Source organism: Frankia sp. Mgl5, assembly GCF_023242985.1.
GTDB classification, from domain to species: domain Bacteria; phylum Actinomycetota; class Actinomycetes; order Frankiales; family Frankiaceae; genus Parafrankia; species Parafrankia soli.
On the sequence record NZ_JALKFY010000802.1, the window covers coordinates 22,041 to 37,007 of the forward strand.

General features: G+C 68.9%; 10 protein-coding genes and 4 pseudogenes. 6 read left to right on the forward strand and 8 right to left on the reverse strand.

Annotated elements, in window-relative coordinates; genetic code table 11:
- Nucleotides 1-178: 178 nt before the first annotated feature.
- Nucleotides 179-1,024, forward strand: coding sequence for an IS5 family transposase (locus MXD62_RS28890; RefSeq protein ID WP_308301344.1), 846 nt, complete (start codon nucleotides 179-181; stop codon nucleotides 1,022-1,024).
- A 40-nt stretch (nucleotides 1,025-1,064) separates the two neighbouring features.
- Here MXD62_RS28890 and MXD62_RS28895 read toward each other — a convergent pair whose 3' ends face one another.
- Nucleotides 1,065-3,242, reverse strand: a complete 2,178-nt coding sequence (locus MXD62_RS28895; protein WP_248832547.1) for a S8 family serine peptidase — start codon at nucleotides 3,240-3,242, stop codon at nucleotides 1,065-1,067.
- Between the two features lie 673 nt (nucleotides 3,243-3,915).
- On the opposite strand from MXD62_RS28895, the pseudogene MXD62_RS41020 reads away from it, so the two are divergent.
- A pseudogene (locus tag MXD62_RS41020) lies at nucleotides 3,916-4,995 on the forward strand (IS110 family transposase); the annotation flags it as partial.
- A 132-nt stretch (nucleotides 4,996-5,127) separates the two neighbouring features.
- Here the strand turns inward: MXD62_RS41020 and MXD62_RS28905 are convergent.
- Nucleotides 5,128-5,238 (reverse strand): annotated as a pseudogene (locus MXD62_RS28905) (DDE-type integrase/transposase/recombinase); the annotation flags it as partial.
- Between the two features lie 157 nt (nucleotides 5,239-5,395).
- Nucleotides 5,396-6,007, reverse strand: a complete 612-nt coding sequence (locus tag MXD62_RS41025) for a hypothetical protein (RefSeq protein ID WP_368862463.1) — start codon at nucleotides 6,005-6,007, stop codon at nucleotides 5,396-5,398.
- 264 nt (nucleotides 6,008-6,271) lie between these two features.
- On the opposite strand from MXD62_RS41025, the gene MXD62_RS41030 reads away from it, so the two are divergent.
- Together MXD62_RS41030 and MXD62_RS39905 are read left to right on the forward strand one after the other, a co-directional pair.
- Nucleotides 6,272-6,946: a polysaccharide pyruvyl transferase family protein gene (locus MXD62_RS41030; protein WP_368862465.1), complete on the forward strand. Its 675-nt coding sequence runs from the start codon at nucleotides 6,272-6,274 to the stop codon at nucleotides 6,944-6,946.
- Entirely contained in the window at nucleotides 6,931-7,764 is an 834-nt protein-coding gene (locus MXD62_RS39905; protein ID WP_248832549.1) for an aspartyl/asparaginyl beta-hydroxylase domain-containing protein, read from the forward strand. The genes MXD62_RS41030 and MXD62_RS39905 overlap by 16 nt, the downstream gene beginning before the upstream one ends.
- Nucleotides 7,765-7,860: 96 nt before the next feature.
- Here MXD62_RS39905 and MXD62_RS28920 read toward each other — a convergent pair whose 3' ends face one another.
- The 3 genes and pseudogenes from MXD62_RS28920 to MXD62_RS28925 all read right to left on the reverse strand — a co-directional run bounded on the left by MXD62_RS28920 (nucleotide 7,861) and on the right by MXD62_RS28925 (nucleotide 11,471).
- Nucleotides 7,861-8,625 carry a hypothetical protein gene (locus MXD62_RS28920; protein WP_248832550.1) on the reverse strand — a complete coding sequence of 255 codons (765 nt, stop codon included), beginning with the start codon at nucleotides 8,623-8,625 and terminating at the stop codon, nucleotides 7,861-7,863.
- 738 nt (nucleotides 8,626-9,363) lie between these two features.
- A pseudogene (locus MXD62_RS41035) lies at nucleotides 9,364-10,245 on the reverse strand (sulfotransferase); the annotation flags it as partial.
- On the reverse strand, nucleotides 10,242-11,471 hold the full coding sequence (locus MXD62_RS28925; protein ID WP_248832551.1) for a 2OG-Fe(II) oxygenase: 1,230 nt from the start codon (nucleotides 11,469-11,471) through the stop codon (nucleotides 10,242-10,244). The pseudogene MXD62_RS41035 and the gene MXD62_RS28925, both read right to left, overlap by 4 nt.
- Nucleotides 11,472-12,044: 573 nt before the next feature.
- On the opposite strand from MXD62_RS28925, the gene MXD62_RS28930 reads away from it, so the two are divergent.
- The gene (locus MXD62_RS28930; RefSeq protein ID WP_248832552.1) at nucleotides 12,045-12,632 is read left to right on the forward strand and encodes a glycosyltransferase; all 588 of its coding nucleotides are present in this window, start codon (nucleotides 12,045-12,047) and stop codon (nucleotides 12,630-12,632) included.
- On the opposite strand, the gene MXD62_RS28935 is transcribed toward MXD62_RS28930, so the two are convergent.
- Nucleotides 12,583-13,365 (reverse strand): hypothetical protein, encoded by a 783-nt coding sequence (locus tag MXD62_RS28935; protein WP_248832553.1) that lies wholly within the window; start codon nucleotides 13,363-13,365, stop codon nucleotides 12,583-12,585. The genes MXD62_RS28930 and MXD62_RS28935 overlap by 50 nt on opposite strands.
- Nucleotides 13,366-13,845: 480 nt before the next feature.
- On the opposite strand from MXD62_RS28935, the pseudogene MXD62_RS28940 reads away from it, so the two are divergent.
- A pseudogene (locus tag MXD62_RS28940) lies at nucleotides 13,846-14,412 on the forward strand (integrase); the annotation flags it as partial.
- Between the two features lie 114 nt (nucleotides 14,413-14,526).
- Here the strand turns inward: MXD62_RS28940 and MXD62_RS28945 are convergent.
- The coding region (locus tag MXD62_RS28945; RefSeq protein WP_248832555.1) for a transposase at nucleotides 14,527-14,967 on the reverse strand (441 nt) is incomplete at its 5' end.

Sequence of the window (14,967 nt, forward strand, 5' to 3'; positions counted from 1 at the left end):
TGGGGGTGATCCGGCCACGACCGGCGGGGAGCTGACTTTTCCCGCGCCCGCGAGTGGTTGCCTCAGAAGGTGTTTGAGATCTCCGGCTGGTAACTGGTTGTGATGTTTGGGTGTGCGATGGGTGTGCATTCGGCGGGAAGGGGTCTGGTCGGAGGGGTGAGCGGGCGAGGGTCGGGGGATGCCGCGACGTCGCCGTCACCGCTATCCGTCTGATCTGACCGACGCCCAGTGGGCGCTGATCGAGCCGCTGTTGCCGCCGGCGGCGTCGATCGGCCGCCGCGAGAAGCACGACCGCCGCGATCTCGTCGACGCGATCGGGTACGTCGTGCGTAACGGCTGTGCCTGGCGGGCGTTGCCGTCGGACTATCCGCCGTGGCAGACGGTCTACTACTACTTCGCCCGCTGGCACGACCTGGGTGTGACCGAACGTGTCCACGATGCGTTGCGCGACCAGCTCCGTGTGCAGGAGGGACGTGACGTCGAACCGACGGCGGGGATCATCGACTCCCAGTCGGTGAAGGGCGCCGACACCGTTCCGGCGGCCAGCCGCGGCTTCGACATGGGTAAGAAAATCAACGGCCGCAAACGATTCCTCGTCGTGGACACCTTGGGCCTGCTGCTGGCTGTGCTGGTCGTTCCCGCGAGCACGCATGACACCGTCGGCGGGCGGCAGGTTCTTCTCGACAGCTACTTCGCCGGCCGCCGGTTACAGCTGGTGTTCGGTGACGGGATGTTCTCCGGGACGATCGTGGACTGGGCCGCCCGTCTACTTGGGCTCCGGGTGCAGGTCGTGCGCCGGCCTGCCGGGCAGCAGGGCTTCGAGGTTCTGCCCCGCCGCTGGGTCGTCGAACGGACCCTGTCCTGGATCACCGGACACCGCCGTCACGCCCGGGACTACGAACGCCGCCCCGACCACGCCGAAGCCCTGATCCGCTGGGCGATGATCGGCGTCATGGCCCGCCGGATCGACCGGCGCGCACCCGCCCGACGGCCAGGACCCCGACCGTTACAGAGAATCATCTAACTGACGATCTCAAACACCTTCTCAGGGTGCCGCGTGTCGGTTACCGGATCGCCTCCCCGTCGGGGAGGGCCGGCAGGATTTCGGGGCCTGTCACTGTCCAGGCCAGGCCGAACCAAGTGGCGGCCGTTCCCGACCACCGGCGGATCCGGATCTCGTAGGTCGTGCCGCGGGCCGCGGCGAACTCCACGATCTCGTAGCTGTTGTCCCAGGTGCTGGAGCTCCCGGCGAGGTTGCCCGCGGCATCGGTGACCAACAGGTCGAAGTCGACGGTGAGCGTGGAGCTGAAGGGATAGATCCCGAACAGTTCCCCGACCTCGCTGTTCCAGGCCAGGGCGACCTTCACCGTGGGGCCGAGGATCGTGCGGGGCACACTGACCCGGTAGGCGAACGTCGACAGGCGGACGTCGTTGAAGTCGCTGGACCTCAGTGTGCCGACGTCCCAGCCCCGCCTGGTCGCGGGGGCGTTGCGGAACCGGCGGGACTGCGCGATGCGGGCTGCCGACAGCGCGTTCAGCGCGCCCGATCCGTCCGACCCGTCGACGCCGGAACGCACGTCCCGCCCCCACGTGCTGCCGCTCGGGTTGCGGTCGGCGCTGGCCAGCAGGATGGCCCGGCCGCCCTCGGGCCAGGAGCGCAGGGTAGGCTCCCGCTGCTGCAGGAGCGCCGCGACCCCCGCGACGGCGGGCGCGGCGAAGCTGGTGCCCGACCCGGTCCGCCCCGCCGCGGTGACCGCGGTGCCGTTCGCGGCGATCTCGGGCAGCTCCCGGTCCGAGTGCCGGCTCGCCGGGTTGCGAAAGGCCGAGTCACCGCTGATCGCCGAGGCGGAGTCGTTGTGGTTGGCGACGGCGAGGCTGTTGAAGCCTTTGTGGTTCACGAACTCGTCCGCGCCGCCCCGCTCGCTCGTGTCGAAGTTGCCGGCGGCCTGCAGGATCGTCGGGTACGGCCAGTGCAGGACGAGCCAGTCCTTGTAGATGTCGTCGAAGGACAGGCCGGACGAGGTCTGCTCGCTGGAACGGTGGAAGCTCTGGCTCACGACCGTGACGCCACGGTCGCGCACCGCCCAGCGCAGCGCGTCGAGGTCGTAGGAGTTGGCCGAGTGCAGGATCGCGTCCGGGGCGTGGCCGTGCGGCCGGTCCGGCTCGGTGTTGCTGATGATGGCGTGGGTCAGGCGGGAATGGCTGCTGGTGCTCGGCCTGCTGGTGTAGCGGGCGGCGATGTTCAGGTGCTGCTCGTCGTCCGGCCCGAGCTCCCAGACGGCGACCCGGACGCCACGGCCGGTGAGGCCCAGGGTGGTGTGCACGGTGCCGCTGTGGGCGACGGCGATCGAGTCGGCCAGGTCGTCCACGCCGTCCGTCTCGTGGAGCAGCACGCCGGCGACGGCGTCGTGGCGGGCGAGCTCCCGGGCGCGGTCGGCGTCGAGGGTGGCGTACACGACGGGCGCGGCCTCGTCGGCCGTCGCGTCGCCGTCGCCGAACTCGGCGGCCACGATCCGGCGCAACCGCGCGCTGACGGCCCTGGCGACCTCGGCGGCCCGAAGCTCGGCGGGCGGAGGTTCCCGCACCGGTTCCTCGGACGGCTTGTCGGGGCGCTCCGGCTCCTCCGGCAGCCGTCCCCAGACCGCCACGGGAACGCGCTCACCCGGCTCGGCCCGCTCCAGGCGCGCGTACAGCGCCTCGTCGAGCCCCTGGAAGCGCTCGGCCCGGCGCCGGGCCAGGCCGGTCAGGATCTCCTCGGCGTCGGCCGCGTCGCCGCGTTCATCGAAAGCCAGCTCAACGGGCTCGCCCGTTTCGATGACGGTGGCCTTGACCAGGTCGAGAAAGGCGCCCTCCGGATGCTGGTCGAGAGGAAGCCGGGTGGTGGTGAACTCCTCGACCCGGATACGCGCATAGTTGTCGACCCGCAGACCGGCGGGGAGCGCCGCATTGCTGTCGACGGCGACGAACGGCACCTCCAGGGGATTCCCCGCCCGCTCGCCGTCGGCGCCGAGCACCTCGCCGACGAGCAGGCGGTGGTAGCCGGCCGGCAGGCCGCCCACCGGCAGCACCGTGGCCGTGCGGCCGTCGTCGGAAAGCACCACCTGGGCGCGCTGCCCGAACAGGGTTATCGCTCCCCGCGCGGACCGTGGATCGAGCGGTTCGTCGGCCGAGACCGTGAGAGGCGTGTCGCGCAGCACAGCGCCGCCGGGCGTCACGCTGGCTGTGAGCTGCAGGTTCGGCATATTTTTCCCCCAGCAAGGAATGCACGGTATGACCGAATGATAGCGGCGGCCCGACGGCCAGAACTCACTTCTGAACGATTTTCCGAAACAACGTCCGCGTTGCCGACGCAGAGAGTGTCCGACTACTGGCTCTGCCGCACATCCGGTTTGCGCCGTGAGGCACTTTGGTTCGAGTGGAGGTGAGAGACCTTCACCGCCCGCTCTGTCGCGGCGGAAATGTTCGGTGATCCCGTGGAAGGGCGCGCCGAGGACCCGGTCGGGTCTGCGGCCGGGTGTGTGTCGGTTATCAGACGGGGGTTAAGGCGTGGGCACGTCATGAGCATGGTGATCGGGCGGGACGGCGCTGTCGGGGTCGCGGCTGTCGGTGGTGTTCCCGGGAGGGGGTAGCCAGGCGAAGAACTGTTCCAGCGCTGTGCCGTTAGGCGGTCTGCCTCCGGCGTCGGCGCAGGCGCCCAGATAGTCGGCCAGGAAGGCTAGGGGGCACTAATGGGACGTACCGGGTCGCGATACGGCAGGCTCGATGCCGGTAGCTGCCGGTGGGTGAGCACTCTTGGGCACAAGGCCTGCGAGCCCTAGTGCAGCGCTTCAGTAGTTCCTTTCCGTCCTCTGGTCGCGGTGTGTGATGTCAGGCGGCTTGGGGGAGGTCGTTGGTGCTCGGGGTGGGGTTGGGGTGGCCGAGGATGCTGGCCCGGACCAGGTCGTGGTCGGGATCGAGACGGATCGCGGTCCGTGGGTGTCGGCGCTGGTCGCGGCGGGCTACCAGGTGATCGCGGTCAACCCGCTGCAGGCCGCCCGCTACCGGGAGCGGTACTCCACGTCCGGGGCCAAGAGTGACGCCGGTGACGCCCACGTGCTCGCGGACATGGTCCGCACCGACCGCCACCAGCTGCGCCAGGTCGCCGGCGACGGCGACCTGGCCGAGGCGGTGAAGGTCACCGCGCGGGCACATCAGACGCTCATCTGGGATCGCACGCGCCAGGTCCTGCGGCTGCGCGCCGCACGGGTCGAGTCGTTCCCCGCCGCGGTTGCGGCCTTCGACGACCTGGCCGCCGCCGATACGTGGGAGCTGCTCGCCAGGACGCGGACTCCGGACGTGGCCCGACGCCTGACCGTCGCGCAGATCTCCGCCGCTCTCAAGCGGGCCCGCCGCCACGACATCGCGGAGAAGGCACGCAGGATCCGGGCCGCTTTCCAGGCCGGTCAGCTGCCGGTCCGCCCTGCCACGGCCGCTGCCTACGGCGCGGTCGTGCGTGCCCAGACCACGCTGATCAGCGCGCTCAACATCGAGATCGACCGGCTTGGTGAGCAGGTCGGTGCCCATTTTGGCCAGCACCCGGACGCTGAGATCCTCCCGTTCCCAGCCTGGCCTGGGACCGGTCCTCGCCGCCCGGGTGCTCGCCGAGTTCGGAGACGACCCGAAGCGCTACGCCGACGCGAAGTCGCGGAAGAACCACGCCGGGACCAGTCCCATCACCCGCGCCTCCGGGAAGAAGACGGTCGTGATGGCCCGCTACGCCCGTAACAGCCGGCTCGCCGACGCCCTGCACCAGCAGGCCTTCTGCGCCCGGAGAGCCTCACCCGGTGCCCGCGCCTACTACGACCAGATCCGCGCCCGCGGCACCGGCACCACGCCGCGCTCCGCCAGCTCGCCAATCGCCTCGTCGGCGTCCTCCACGGCTGTCTGAAGACCCGCACCCTCTACAGCGAAGCAACCGCATGGCCACAGAAAGTCACACTCGACACCGCCGCTTGACATCCAAAAACATGGGATGTCTGTTGCATTTCGGCCTGGCTGAGGCCGGCTGAGGCACGGTGAGACCCAGGATGACCGTTGATCAGATCGCCGTCACGAGCTCGTTGAAAGCCTCCATCACTCGGAGTCGGTGCGGCCGTGGGACGACGCCCGGTCGAAGAAGGCGCGGGCGGCGTCCGGATCCCGCCGCTCGCGGGAGAGGACGTCGATGGCCTGGCCGTGCTGGTTGATCGCCCGGTACAGGCAAGGTCCAGCGGGGCCCATCGCCGCGCCGCCAAATTCATAAGATCAACGACAAGGCCGCACCGAACAAGGCGATCACCAAGGGCGCCGGAAGGTTCAATGTCAGGATCGTCGACTTGCCGGCGCGTCCGGGCGCGGGCGACACGGGCCGGATGGGTCAGGTGGGTAGCGCGCGCGGATGGCCTTCGAGCTCCCGCCGCGTGGCCGGGTCGATTCGTGCCCGGCTCCAATACCAGGCGCAGAGGGATGGGACAGCTGGATCACCGCACTCGAACCAGGTGAACGCGTCCGGGTGGTGGGCGAGCGCGTAGGCCCCCAACACGTTGAACTCGGAGAAGCCCCGCGGCGGTTGGCCCGTTACGTACTCGTCCAGCGAGCGGCCGTGCCGGGCGACCGATAGGCGCCGAATCTCCGGATAGATCCACCGTGGGTACGTAAAGGGCGGTTGTTGCATAAAGTCATGCGAGACCCGGAATCCGAGGAAGTCCTCGGTTGAGGCAACCCACGGACGATGCCGCCCCAGTTTGTCGACCGGCAGCCGGACCAGCCAGGGCCGTCCCGCCACAAGCAGGTCGACCGGCGTTGTCGACCGAGTGAAGATAACATCCGAATCGACGTGACAGATGAGCTCCGCGTCCGTGAAGCGATCAGCGTGCAGCTTCGTCACCTGCTGCCCCAGGTAGTCGTCGCGGTAGTCTGGGCAGATCTCCAGGCGGACAGACCCGGGTAGCGCTCGGCGGACCGCCGGGGCCCCGGTGCGCGGGCTCACCACGACGACCTCGGTGAAACCCCGACACCACTTCTCGACGGCGGCCAGCGAGTAGCTCAGCCACGCGAGATCCCGATAGTAGGTGCGTATCAGAACGGCTACGCGGACGGTATCGTCGACGGCGTGTCCAGCACGGTACCCGCTTTTTGGTGTCGCGCCCCGAGTCAGGGAAACGTCGGCGACCGGCTGACTCCATGGCTGGTGCGCCGGATCTCCGGACGGGCGGCTCGCTGGGTGCCTCCCCGGACCCGCGGCGCCTTCTTCGTGACCGGTAGCGTCATCGCGCTCGCCGGCCCAGGAGGAATCGTCTGGGGCTCGGGTATTCTCGACGACTCGGACAGGATCCATCCAGGGGCCGAGTTGGCCGCTGTGCGTGGTCCCCTGACCAGGGAGGCTGCGATACGTTCGGGCGTAAGCTGTCCGGCGGTCTTCGGCGATCCGGCCCTGCTGGTTTCTCGGTTCCTCCGGCGCCGCCGAGATCGGATCGGCCGGCGACCGGCCGTGGTGCCTCACTTCTCGGACAAGGCGCGGGCTCAGCTCGGTGTTCCACGCGGCTGGGACGTCGTCGACGTGCAGGCCGGCGTCGAGGAGGTGGTGGACCGCCTGGTTAGCGCGCCGCTGATCGCCTCCTCCAGCCTGCACGGGCTCATCATCAGCCATGCCTACGGCGTTCCAGCGGCGTGGGTCAGCTTCGGTGGGAGGGACCGTGAGGGCCGGCGGCACGGCGAAGGTGACGGGACCAGGGCTGGAACGCTTCCCAGCGGGGACGACAGCAAGTTCCACGACTATTTCCTTTCGGTGGGGCTGCCGGTGCCGCCGCCGGTGCCGGTGGGCCGGACCGGTACCGGCCTGGAGTCGGGCAGGGTTCGCGACTTTGCCACCGCGCCGGCGTCTCTGCCGGACTTGGACCTGTTGCTGGACAGGTGTCCCTTCCGGTGACTTTGTCACCGGAAGGCATCGCGGAGCGCGACGCGCTCGCCCTGCTGCGCGGCATCCGGAACGCCAACTACCACCGTGGAGGCATCCGCTGCCTGCGGCTCCTTCAGACCGATCCAGAGTTGTTGAGGGATCTTGTGGACGAGGTGGCGCGGTTGCGCGCCGCGCAGCGACCGTCTCTGGCGACCGAGCCCGGCCACGTGACAGCCTGGACCCGACCGCGTGGCCGGGTCGAGCAGTTCAGTCTGCTCGGCCGATCGGAGCGGTTCGACGATTTCCGCTACGACCACGACATGTCTTGCTTCGGCAAACGATTTCGGCGCGCTGAGCATTACCCACGCCTCGCGGCGTTCGCCGCGTCGCTTCCAGCATTGGTCAACTTTCGGGTCAACGTTCTCGCGCCAGCTGCTTCGCTCGCCCCGCACGAGGAGCACAGCGTCGTGCGGTCACGGGGGGGCACCGTGGGTGTTCGCGCTCGCTTCCACCTGCCGCTGGTCACCAACCCGGCGGCCACGCTGCTGCTTGACGGCGAGGTCCGCCATTTGGTGGAAGGCACGGTCTACCTGGTCAACCACGGATGCGTGCACGCGGCCGAGAACCGCGGCGACGCCGACCGTGTCCATTTGGTCTGGGACATGCTGCTCACCGCGCACGCCGTCGAGGTCATGTTCGGTACCGGCCCCGCGCCCGCTGGACTAACTCGGCTGGCGACGAGGAACGTCGAGCCGGTTGCCTGGCGTTCGACCCCACGCTGGGAGGAAATCGCGCAGCGGGTCCGCGAGTCCGACGCACGCGCGGTCGGCTTCATGGAGATCCAATAGCGAACTGCGGTCTCGGTCGGCAATGGCCGACGGACGAAGTGGGTGCCGTGGGGAACCCTCAGGTTGGCCCTGTCGTCCGGACGGCCGGTGCGAGAGTCAGTACAAGGTACGTCGGAATTCGGCCGGCACATAGTGGAGCAGCAACGAGGTGTGGGTGCCGCCGTCGCGCAGCGGGAGGCGGCTGTGCGGCACCGTTGGCCCGCGGAACATGATCGCTTCACCTGGGCGGCAGGACAACGACAGCGGGCCGCCTCTGCTTTCCAGCAGCAGCGGCCAGCCGCCTGACATGTCGGAACCTGACTCGCCGAGCAGCAGCGAGACTGTGAACTCGCACTGCTCACGGTCGACGTGCCGGGTCAGCACCGCCCCGCCCCGGTAGGCCGACACGTAGGAGTAGGCCGGCCGCACCGGACATCCGGCGATTCTGCTCACCACGTCGGTAAGCTGGTGGTGGAAGAAGCGGGACAGCGACTCGTTGTGCCAGCCGTACCTCCCAGGTACCTGAGCATCACCGAGTGGCCAGCAGCCGCTCGCGATCAATGCCTCGTAGTAGTCGAGGAGTGCCGCCAGGCAAGCTGGGTGCAGGATGTGGCGGAGCATGCACACGTCGGTGGTCGCGAACGAGCCAGCCGCGGCATCGAGAGCCTCGTTGACGCGCGCCGCGCGCGCGGCGCGTTGGCCGGCCATGCTCAGCGCGCCGGTGGCCGCGAGTGCCGTGCGCAGCGCGTCCGGGATGTCGGTCGTCACCGGCCGGTCGGTTATGAGCGAACGCACCGTCCAGAAGTCCGCGAAGCGGACCCAGAAAGGCGTGAGGACCCTGGTGGTCGGATCGTCGACCCACAGGATCGGGTGGTCGGCCACGAAGCGATCCCGATGCCGGACTCGCCGAACAAGCGGAATAGGCACCGTAGGGCCTACCTGCAGCAGTACGTCCGGCGCGAGAACCAGTTCGCCGTCCATGTCGGGGGACGAACCGGGAGGCACCCCAACCCAAGCGATCTCATCGGGGCCGGGGCCCGAGGAGGTCGCGCCATCGGAGCGGCCGGCGGCCTCGTGCAACCAGCATGCGAACAGCCGCCGACCACGCGCCGCTGATCTCGGTTCGGCCATCGCGGTCCTCCTCGTCGCGGTTCGACCCGTGCTCGCCTTCGCCGGCATCCCCGCGCGAGTCTCGGGCGCCGCCCGCCCGCCGGCCAGGCGGTGGACGGTGCCGGCCACCTCGTCGAGGGCGTCAGTTGTCGGTCCGGGCGAGCGTCGTCCGCTGTCCGGACGGCGAAATGTGATCGTCGTGGCCGCGCGGGAGTTGTCCCGGCCCCGTGGGCCAGGCGGTAGGCCGAGTGCCTCCTCGATCTCCCGGACGGTCCGCGAAGGCGCACGGACCAAGTCTGAGTATGCGACCTCCAGCCATGGGTCAGCGACTCGCCGGGCGTCGAGGATCGCGTCGGTGGCCGAGGCCCACTGGCGGGCCGCGATCCGCTCGATGGCGTCGCCAGTCCAGGCCCGCCAGCCAGGCGGCAGCAAGAGGTGCCAAGGCCCGCGAGGCCAGCCCGGCAGGTCAGGAATGTTCACGAATCCGGGATGCCGCCACGCGCGGACGATGCTCTCGACCGTATCCCGGGCATCGCGCCGAAGGTGAATGACGGTCGCGTCGGGGAACACCCGGAACAGGAAGGGCAGTCGCAGCGCGTTCTCCGGGGTTTTCTCCAGTAGGCGCACGGCCTTGGCCCGAGCCGGTCCGAGCCGCGCCGCGGGTTCTGGCGAGCTGTCAGCCAAGTCAGGACGACCACGGAGGTCTGAGAGAGTGGCCGAACCAGCGGGATTCGGGGATCGAGGCCGTCCGAGCGCATCCCGGAGATCGGCGAGGAAACCGGTACGCACGATCGGCCCGTAGCCGTCCGCCTCGGTCGCCGGCACCTCGTGCGAGTTGTATTCCGTTGTCCTTGGATGCAGCGCTGGGATTCCTTCAATGACCCCCTCGCTTTCGCCACCTACCGTCCACAGGCTCGGGTTTCGGGCCAGAGCGTCGAACAGCGCGGTGCCGCCCGAACGCGGCGGCGCGGCTATGATGATCGGCGCGCTCAGCGACGCGGGTATGACCCGCTCCACGCGAAGGTCGGGTCCGGCCATCGCCGACGCTGTTGGCGGACCGAGGGCCGCGCCTCCGGCGCGGGAGGGCCAGACCCACGACGGCGACGGGGCTACTGAGACGCAATCGCTGGCGAAGAGCTCGGCGTCCGCCGCCGACGCGAAAAGGTAGCGAGCTCGGACGCCGACGGCATCGGGCCGCACCGCACGGGCCAGCAGCCCGGGAACCCGCGGGAACGGCGCGTGGTGCGCGCGCCGCGCGGCCAAGCGGGAGTTGCCGGGGACCGGCCAGCGCACATGGACGGCCCACGCCTCCCTGACCGATGCGACGTCGGTGCCCGTGCGGGTGGCGCCCGTGGCCTCGACCACGGCGCGGCCGAGGCCGGCGGCGCTCATCGTCGGTGAACCCAGCCCGTGATGGTGAGCCGGCCATCGGCGAACTGACCGCTGGGAACTCGGACCGGCAACACCTCGTGGTCGTTGCGGCTCGGGAAGAAGACCGCGTGGTTGCGCCGGGGCACGAGGGTCCGGCTGCGGTCTGTGGGAATCAGCCGACCGTCGGAGATGTCCGTGCCGAACACCCGCAACTCGCCGCCTGAAAATCCGCGCGGCTCCGGGAAGGAATAGTACGCGAAGCTTAGCTCGCGGGTGTCCACGCCGTCGCTGTCCCGGTGCAGGCGGAAGTAGTCCCGGTCGCCGCACGCGCTGGCCTGCAGCTCGATCCTGCCGAGCGGGAACGGCGGGAGGCTCAGACGGCTCAGGACCTCCTCCAGATTCTCCCGGATCCGATCGGCGAGCAGGCTCTCGAACTCGCCCAGGTCATCCAGGGTCAGCCCCCTTCTGATGCGGGAGTCCACGGTCGCGGAATTTGTTCCATACGCTGAGATAGTGGCCTGGGTGAATCTGTCCTCGGCCGCGACGACGTATTCGATCAGCCGCTGTAGGTCCCGTTCAGGCAAAAAGTCCCGGACGACCTGCACCACGGTCTCGGGCAGGGTGGTCGGTTCGAACCGACCGGTGCCGGTGGGGACGCCGCCGGGCTTGCTGTAGTGACCGCCGCGGACTAGCCTGACGATCTCCGAGGCTAGGCCCACTCGGTCGATCACCCATTCCGAGCGGGAGGCAAGGTAGACGGTGCCGTGGAAGGAAGCGTTGCGCAGGTAGACCTCGTCGTCGACAACGCCGGCGAGCACGTCCACGGTATCGACGTCCACCAGCCCGAGACTTCTTAGTAGATCGCGGGCTCGAACGCGGTAAGTGAAGTACCGCGCCGCCTCAGTCAGGAAGACGTCCTCGGTGCGTTCAAAACCGACCGAGCACAGCATCCGATCCGCCAGGCGGGAACCGTCGGCAAGGAGGTAATGCACCTCGGCGTTGGGGTCGATGGACAGGGTCTCCAACGCCTCCTTGTATAGTGCCGCGGCCAGACCCACATTGGTCAGGTCCTCGTCCGCGACATAGACGGGGCTCAGCCCCCAGCAACCGTCGGCCACCAAGTGCGTCTGGAGCACCGCGACGATGTTCCGGGCGCCGAGACCCCACGGGGGCCACGGACGGTCACGGACGGCGGCGAAGATCTGCGAATCTCCTTCGCCGAACAGGGGCAGCAGCACCTCGTCCATCAGATGCGCTGCGCCGGCACGGCGGAAGAACGTGTGCAGAGCGGCCTTGGCGAGGTCGCTCAGCTCGTCGAAAATCTCGATCCGGGTGTCGCAGTTGCGTGGTCCGAAGAGGTCTGTTGTAAGCTGGCCATCCACGTGTTCGCTCCTGTCGTGTCATCATGCGGGCGTTGGCGGAAGCTGATCCGTTGACTCTTTCTTCACGGCGACGGGAGTCCGCGATACGGAAGAGGAAGGATGACTCAGCGGAGGTCGACGCCTTTTCTGCGTGTGTGCGATCCCGTGGGCCGAGAACTGCCCTGGGTACTGATACGGGCCCCGATCGTCACTCGTGCGCACCATGCACGCCTTGCCGAGCTGACAACCCTGGGCTGCCGGTTCCTGGGCATCACAAGCTACCTCGGTTTTCCGGACCCACGTTACCGCGACGAGCGCGACTACGGACTGCTCTGCGAGGGATGGCTGCACTGTTTTCGAGATCCGGCCGCCCACCTCCCCGCGGACGGACCACGGTTGTTGGTGAGCGAGTCCGACTTCACCGATCCCGTCCGGATCGACCGCGCGCTGGTAGCCCGCGTGCCCGACGACCTGGTAGCCGATGTCATTCACGTGTCTGGTGGGGAGGCATGGGGGCAGGATGCGAAGAACTGGCCACTCGCCGCCCGCTGCCTGCGCCGGTTGGTCCGAGACGCCAGCCCGCGGGTGCTGGTGGTGGACGCTCCGCCCGGAGCGGAGCCCATCGAAGGCACGCGGTTCTTGGGCGCCATGGATCATGGGGATCTGCTGGCCGCGATCGCGGCCGCGCGTTGCCTGCTCGTGCCGGCGGTCATCGACCCTTCGCCCCGCGTCCTGGCCGAAGCGCTCTGCCTCGACGTTCCCGTCGTGGTAAACCGGCGCATCATCGGTGGATGGAAGTACGTGAACCACTTCACCGGTACTTTTTTCGCTGACGAGGACGATGTCGTGCCGGCGGTACGAAGTGTGCTGCGCGTCCGGCGGCGTCCCCGTCGCTGGTTCCTCGCGCATCACGGCCCGGCTCGCGCGGGAGCCGAGGTGTTCCGGCTCCTGCGGACGCTCGACCCGGACCTGCCGCATACTTTTACCTACGTCCTACTCAAGCCGGACTTCGCCGGGTCGGCAACCGACCAGCTAGGGCAATGTTGACGACCAGCCGGGTAGGTCCCGCCATTGGAGAGCGGTGGATCCAGGTTCGTGTCACCGGGTAGGCGGACCACATGTGCCTGACATCCAGGTGCCGGAAGTAGACGGTGGCATCCGGTGGGACTGTCTTCACCGCCGCTCCCGTGCGCAGGAAGCTGGGCATGTCATCCAGGACGACCAGCGCGGCGTGGGTCCGCTCCCTTGCCAGCTCGCTCCGGCGAACGAGGGGATCGGGCCCGAGCGGATCCGCCGGCTCGCCAAGGATCCAGGGATGAGCGGGCTCGTCGCTGTCGGCCGCCGCGCCGCGCGGGCTGTGATGGGACAGCCGCTCCCGCCGCGCGAGATAGTCGTAAAAGGACTCGGTATCGCGCACGTCGCTGGGCTCCACGTACTCGGTACACGGGCCGTTATAGACCCTGAGCGCGCCGACTGGCGGCGCGCCAGCCGGGACCGTGTCCACGTGGAACCCGCACAGGCGCGTCGGTGCCTCGGTGAAGACTCGCACATTTACCCGGCCTGGTGGATCCGCGCGGCTGCGGGCACAGTGCCCGGCCCCACCGGCGGACTCCAAGGCCGCATGGAGAACGTTGCGCGCGATCGCGGTCATGTCATCGACGAGAGAGGTCGCGAGTGGGGCCGGAAGTTCAAGGGTGGCCGTCCGCGCCCAGGTCGCGAGCTGCTCCGGAGTCACGGCGGGCAGCACCGTGCGCGGGATGACCAGCTGGCCGGACAACACCGCATGAGCGAGATCATCCAGCCATAGAGGATGCTCAGGAGGAGTTACGATGACCGCGACTGTGCCGGGCTCACTCGTCATGCCGATCGCGGCTGACCCACCACGCAAGACGGCTTCCAATTCGTCTCCCCGTCGACGATCCCGCTGAAGTGTAGCCGACGTGGCGGCACGACACCGCGCTTTCCGACGGTCCGGCGCCCCGCGATTCTTCGTCTATAGGTGCACTAACTTGTTTTCGCGGAAAATGCTACCCTATGGGGTGCCAGAAGTCGGCTTTGGCCCGTGAGCTGGGATGATGGTCAGCTATGTCCATCCGCCTGCTCTATCTGATCCCCGCGCGGGTGTGTGGCTGGCTGGTTCTCCTCGGTCGTTCGTCGGCGTCCAAGGACATCGAGTTGCTCGTGCTGCGGCATGAGGTCGCGGTGCTGCGCCGCACCCTGTGGGGCTCCAGAACCCCGATTCGAGCGGTGACCTGCGCGTTTGCCTGCCGGGCAGGGCCCACATCGGGCAGGCTGGATGGCCATGGTGTGGTCGCTGCTCTACGCCCTGACACGCAACGCTCTCGGACTGATGCTGCTCCACGTGCGCGGCGACACCGCGAAAGACGTAGAGCTTCTCGTCCTGCGACATCAGGTGGCGGTGCTGCGACGGCAGGTGAACCGCCCGGTCCTGGAACCGAAGGATCGGGTGATCCTCGCAGCCCTGTCCCGGCTGCTGTCCCGGGCTCGGTGGGGTTCGTTCTTCGTCACCCCCGCCACTGTGCTGCGCTGGCACCGTGACCTCCTCGCACGAAAATGGACCTATCCACGCAAGACCCCTGGGCGGCCGCCGGTCCGCCGGGAGATCCGCGAGCTGGTCCTGCGCCTCGCACGGGAGAACCCGACCTGGGGCCACCGCCGGATCCACGGCGAACTCGTCGGGCTGGGCTACCCGGTCGGGGTCGCCACCGTCTGACGGACCCTGCACCGCGCCGGTGTCGACCCCGCGCCCCGGCGGGCCGATTCCTCCTGGCGGACGTTCTTGCGGGCCCAGGCCTCCGGCCTGCTGAGGTGAGGATTTCCGGTGTGGGCTGGGTCGGTTGCGGGCGTGGCTGACCGCGCCGGGTGGTCGGGCCCGGTGTGACGGTGTGACTGTTTGGTTGTGGCTATTCCTCCCGGGTGGTCAGGCGGCGGGCTGTTCGGGTTCGACGGTTACTTTCAGGCCGAGTTTCTCGAGTTGGGCGACGAGGCGTTTCTGCTGGGCTTCCGTGCTGTGTCGGCGACGCATCCATTCGGGGCCGAGGTCCCGGTAGACGGTGTCGTTGTGCACGATGTGCCAGTAGGCGATCAGAATGTCGTGGCGGATCGCCCCCACGGCTTTCTGGACCCCGCGGCGGCCTCGGATCTGGGCGTAGTGCGCCCCCAGGTAGGTGTCCCGCGTCTGCGCGGCGGCGTGCGCCGCTTCGGTGAGCGCGGTCCGCAGCCACGTCGACCCCTTACGGCTACGACCCGACCGTACTGTCCCGCCGGAGGCGTGGTTACCCGGGCAGATCCCCGCCCAGGACGCCAGATGCGCCGCGGTCGGGAACCGGCCCATGTCCATCCCCGCCTCGGCGATCAGGCA

Coding starts and splice junctions, on each gene's coding strand:
- MXD62_RS28890 (WP_308301344.1), top strand. CDS start 179: ATGCCGCGACGTCGCCGTCACCGCTATCCGTCTGATCTGACCGACGCC.
- MXD62_RS28895 (WP_248832547.1), bottom strand. CDS start 3,242: ATGCCGAACCTGCAGCTCACAGCCAGCGTGACGCCCGGCGGCGCTGTG.
- MXD62_RS28925 (WP_248832551.1), bottom strand. CDS start 11,471: ATGGACGAGGTGCTGCTGCCCCTGTTCGGCGAAGGAGATTCGCAGATC.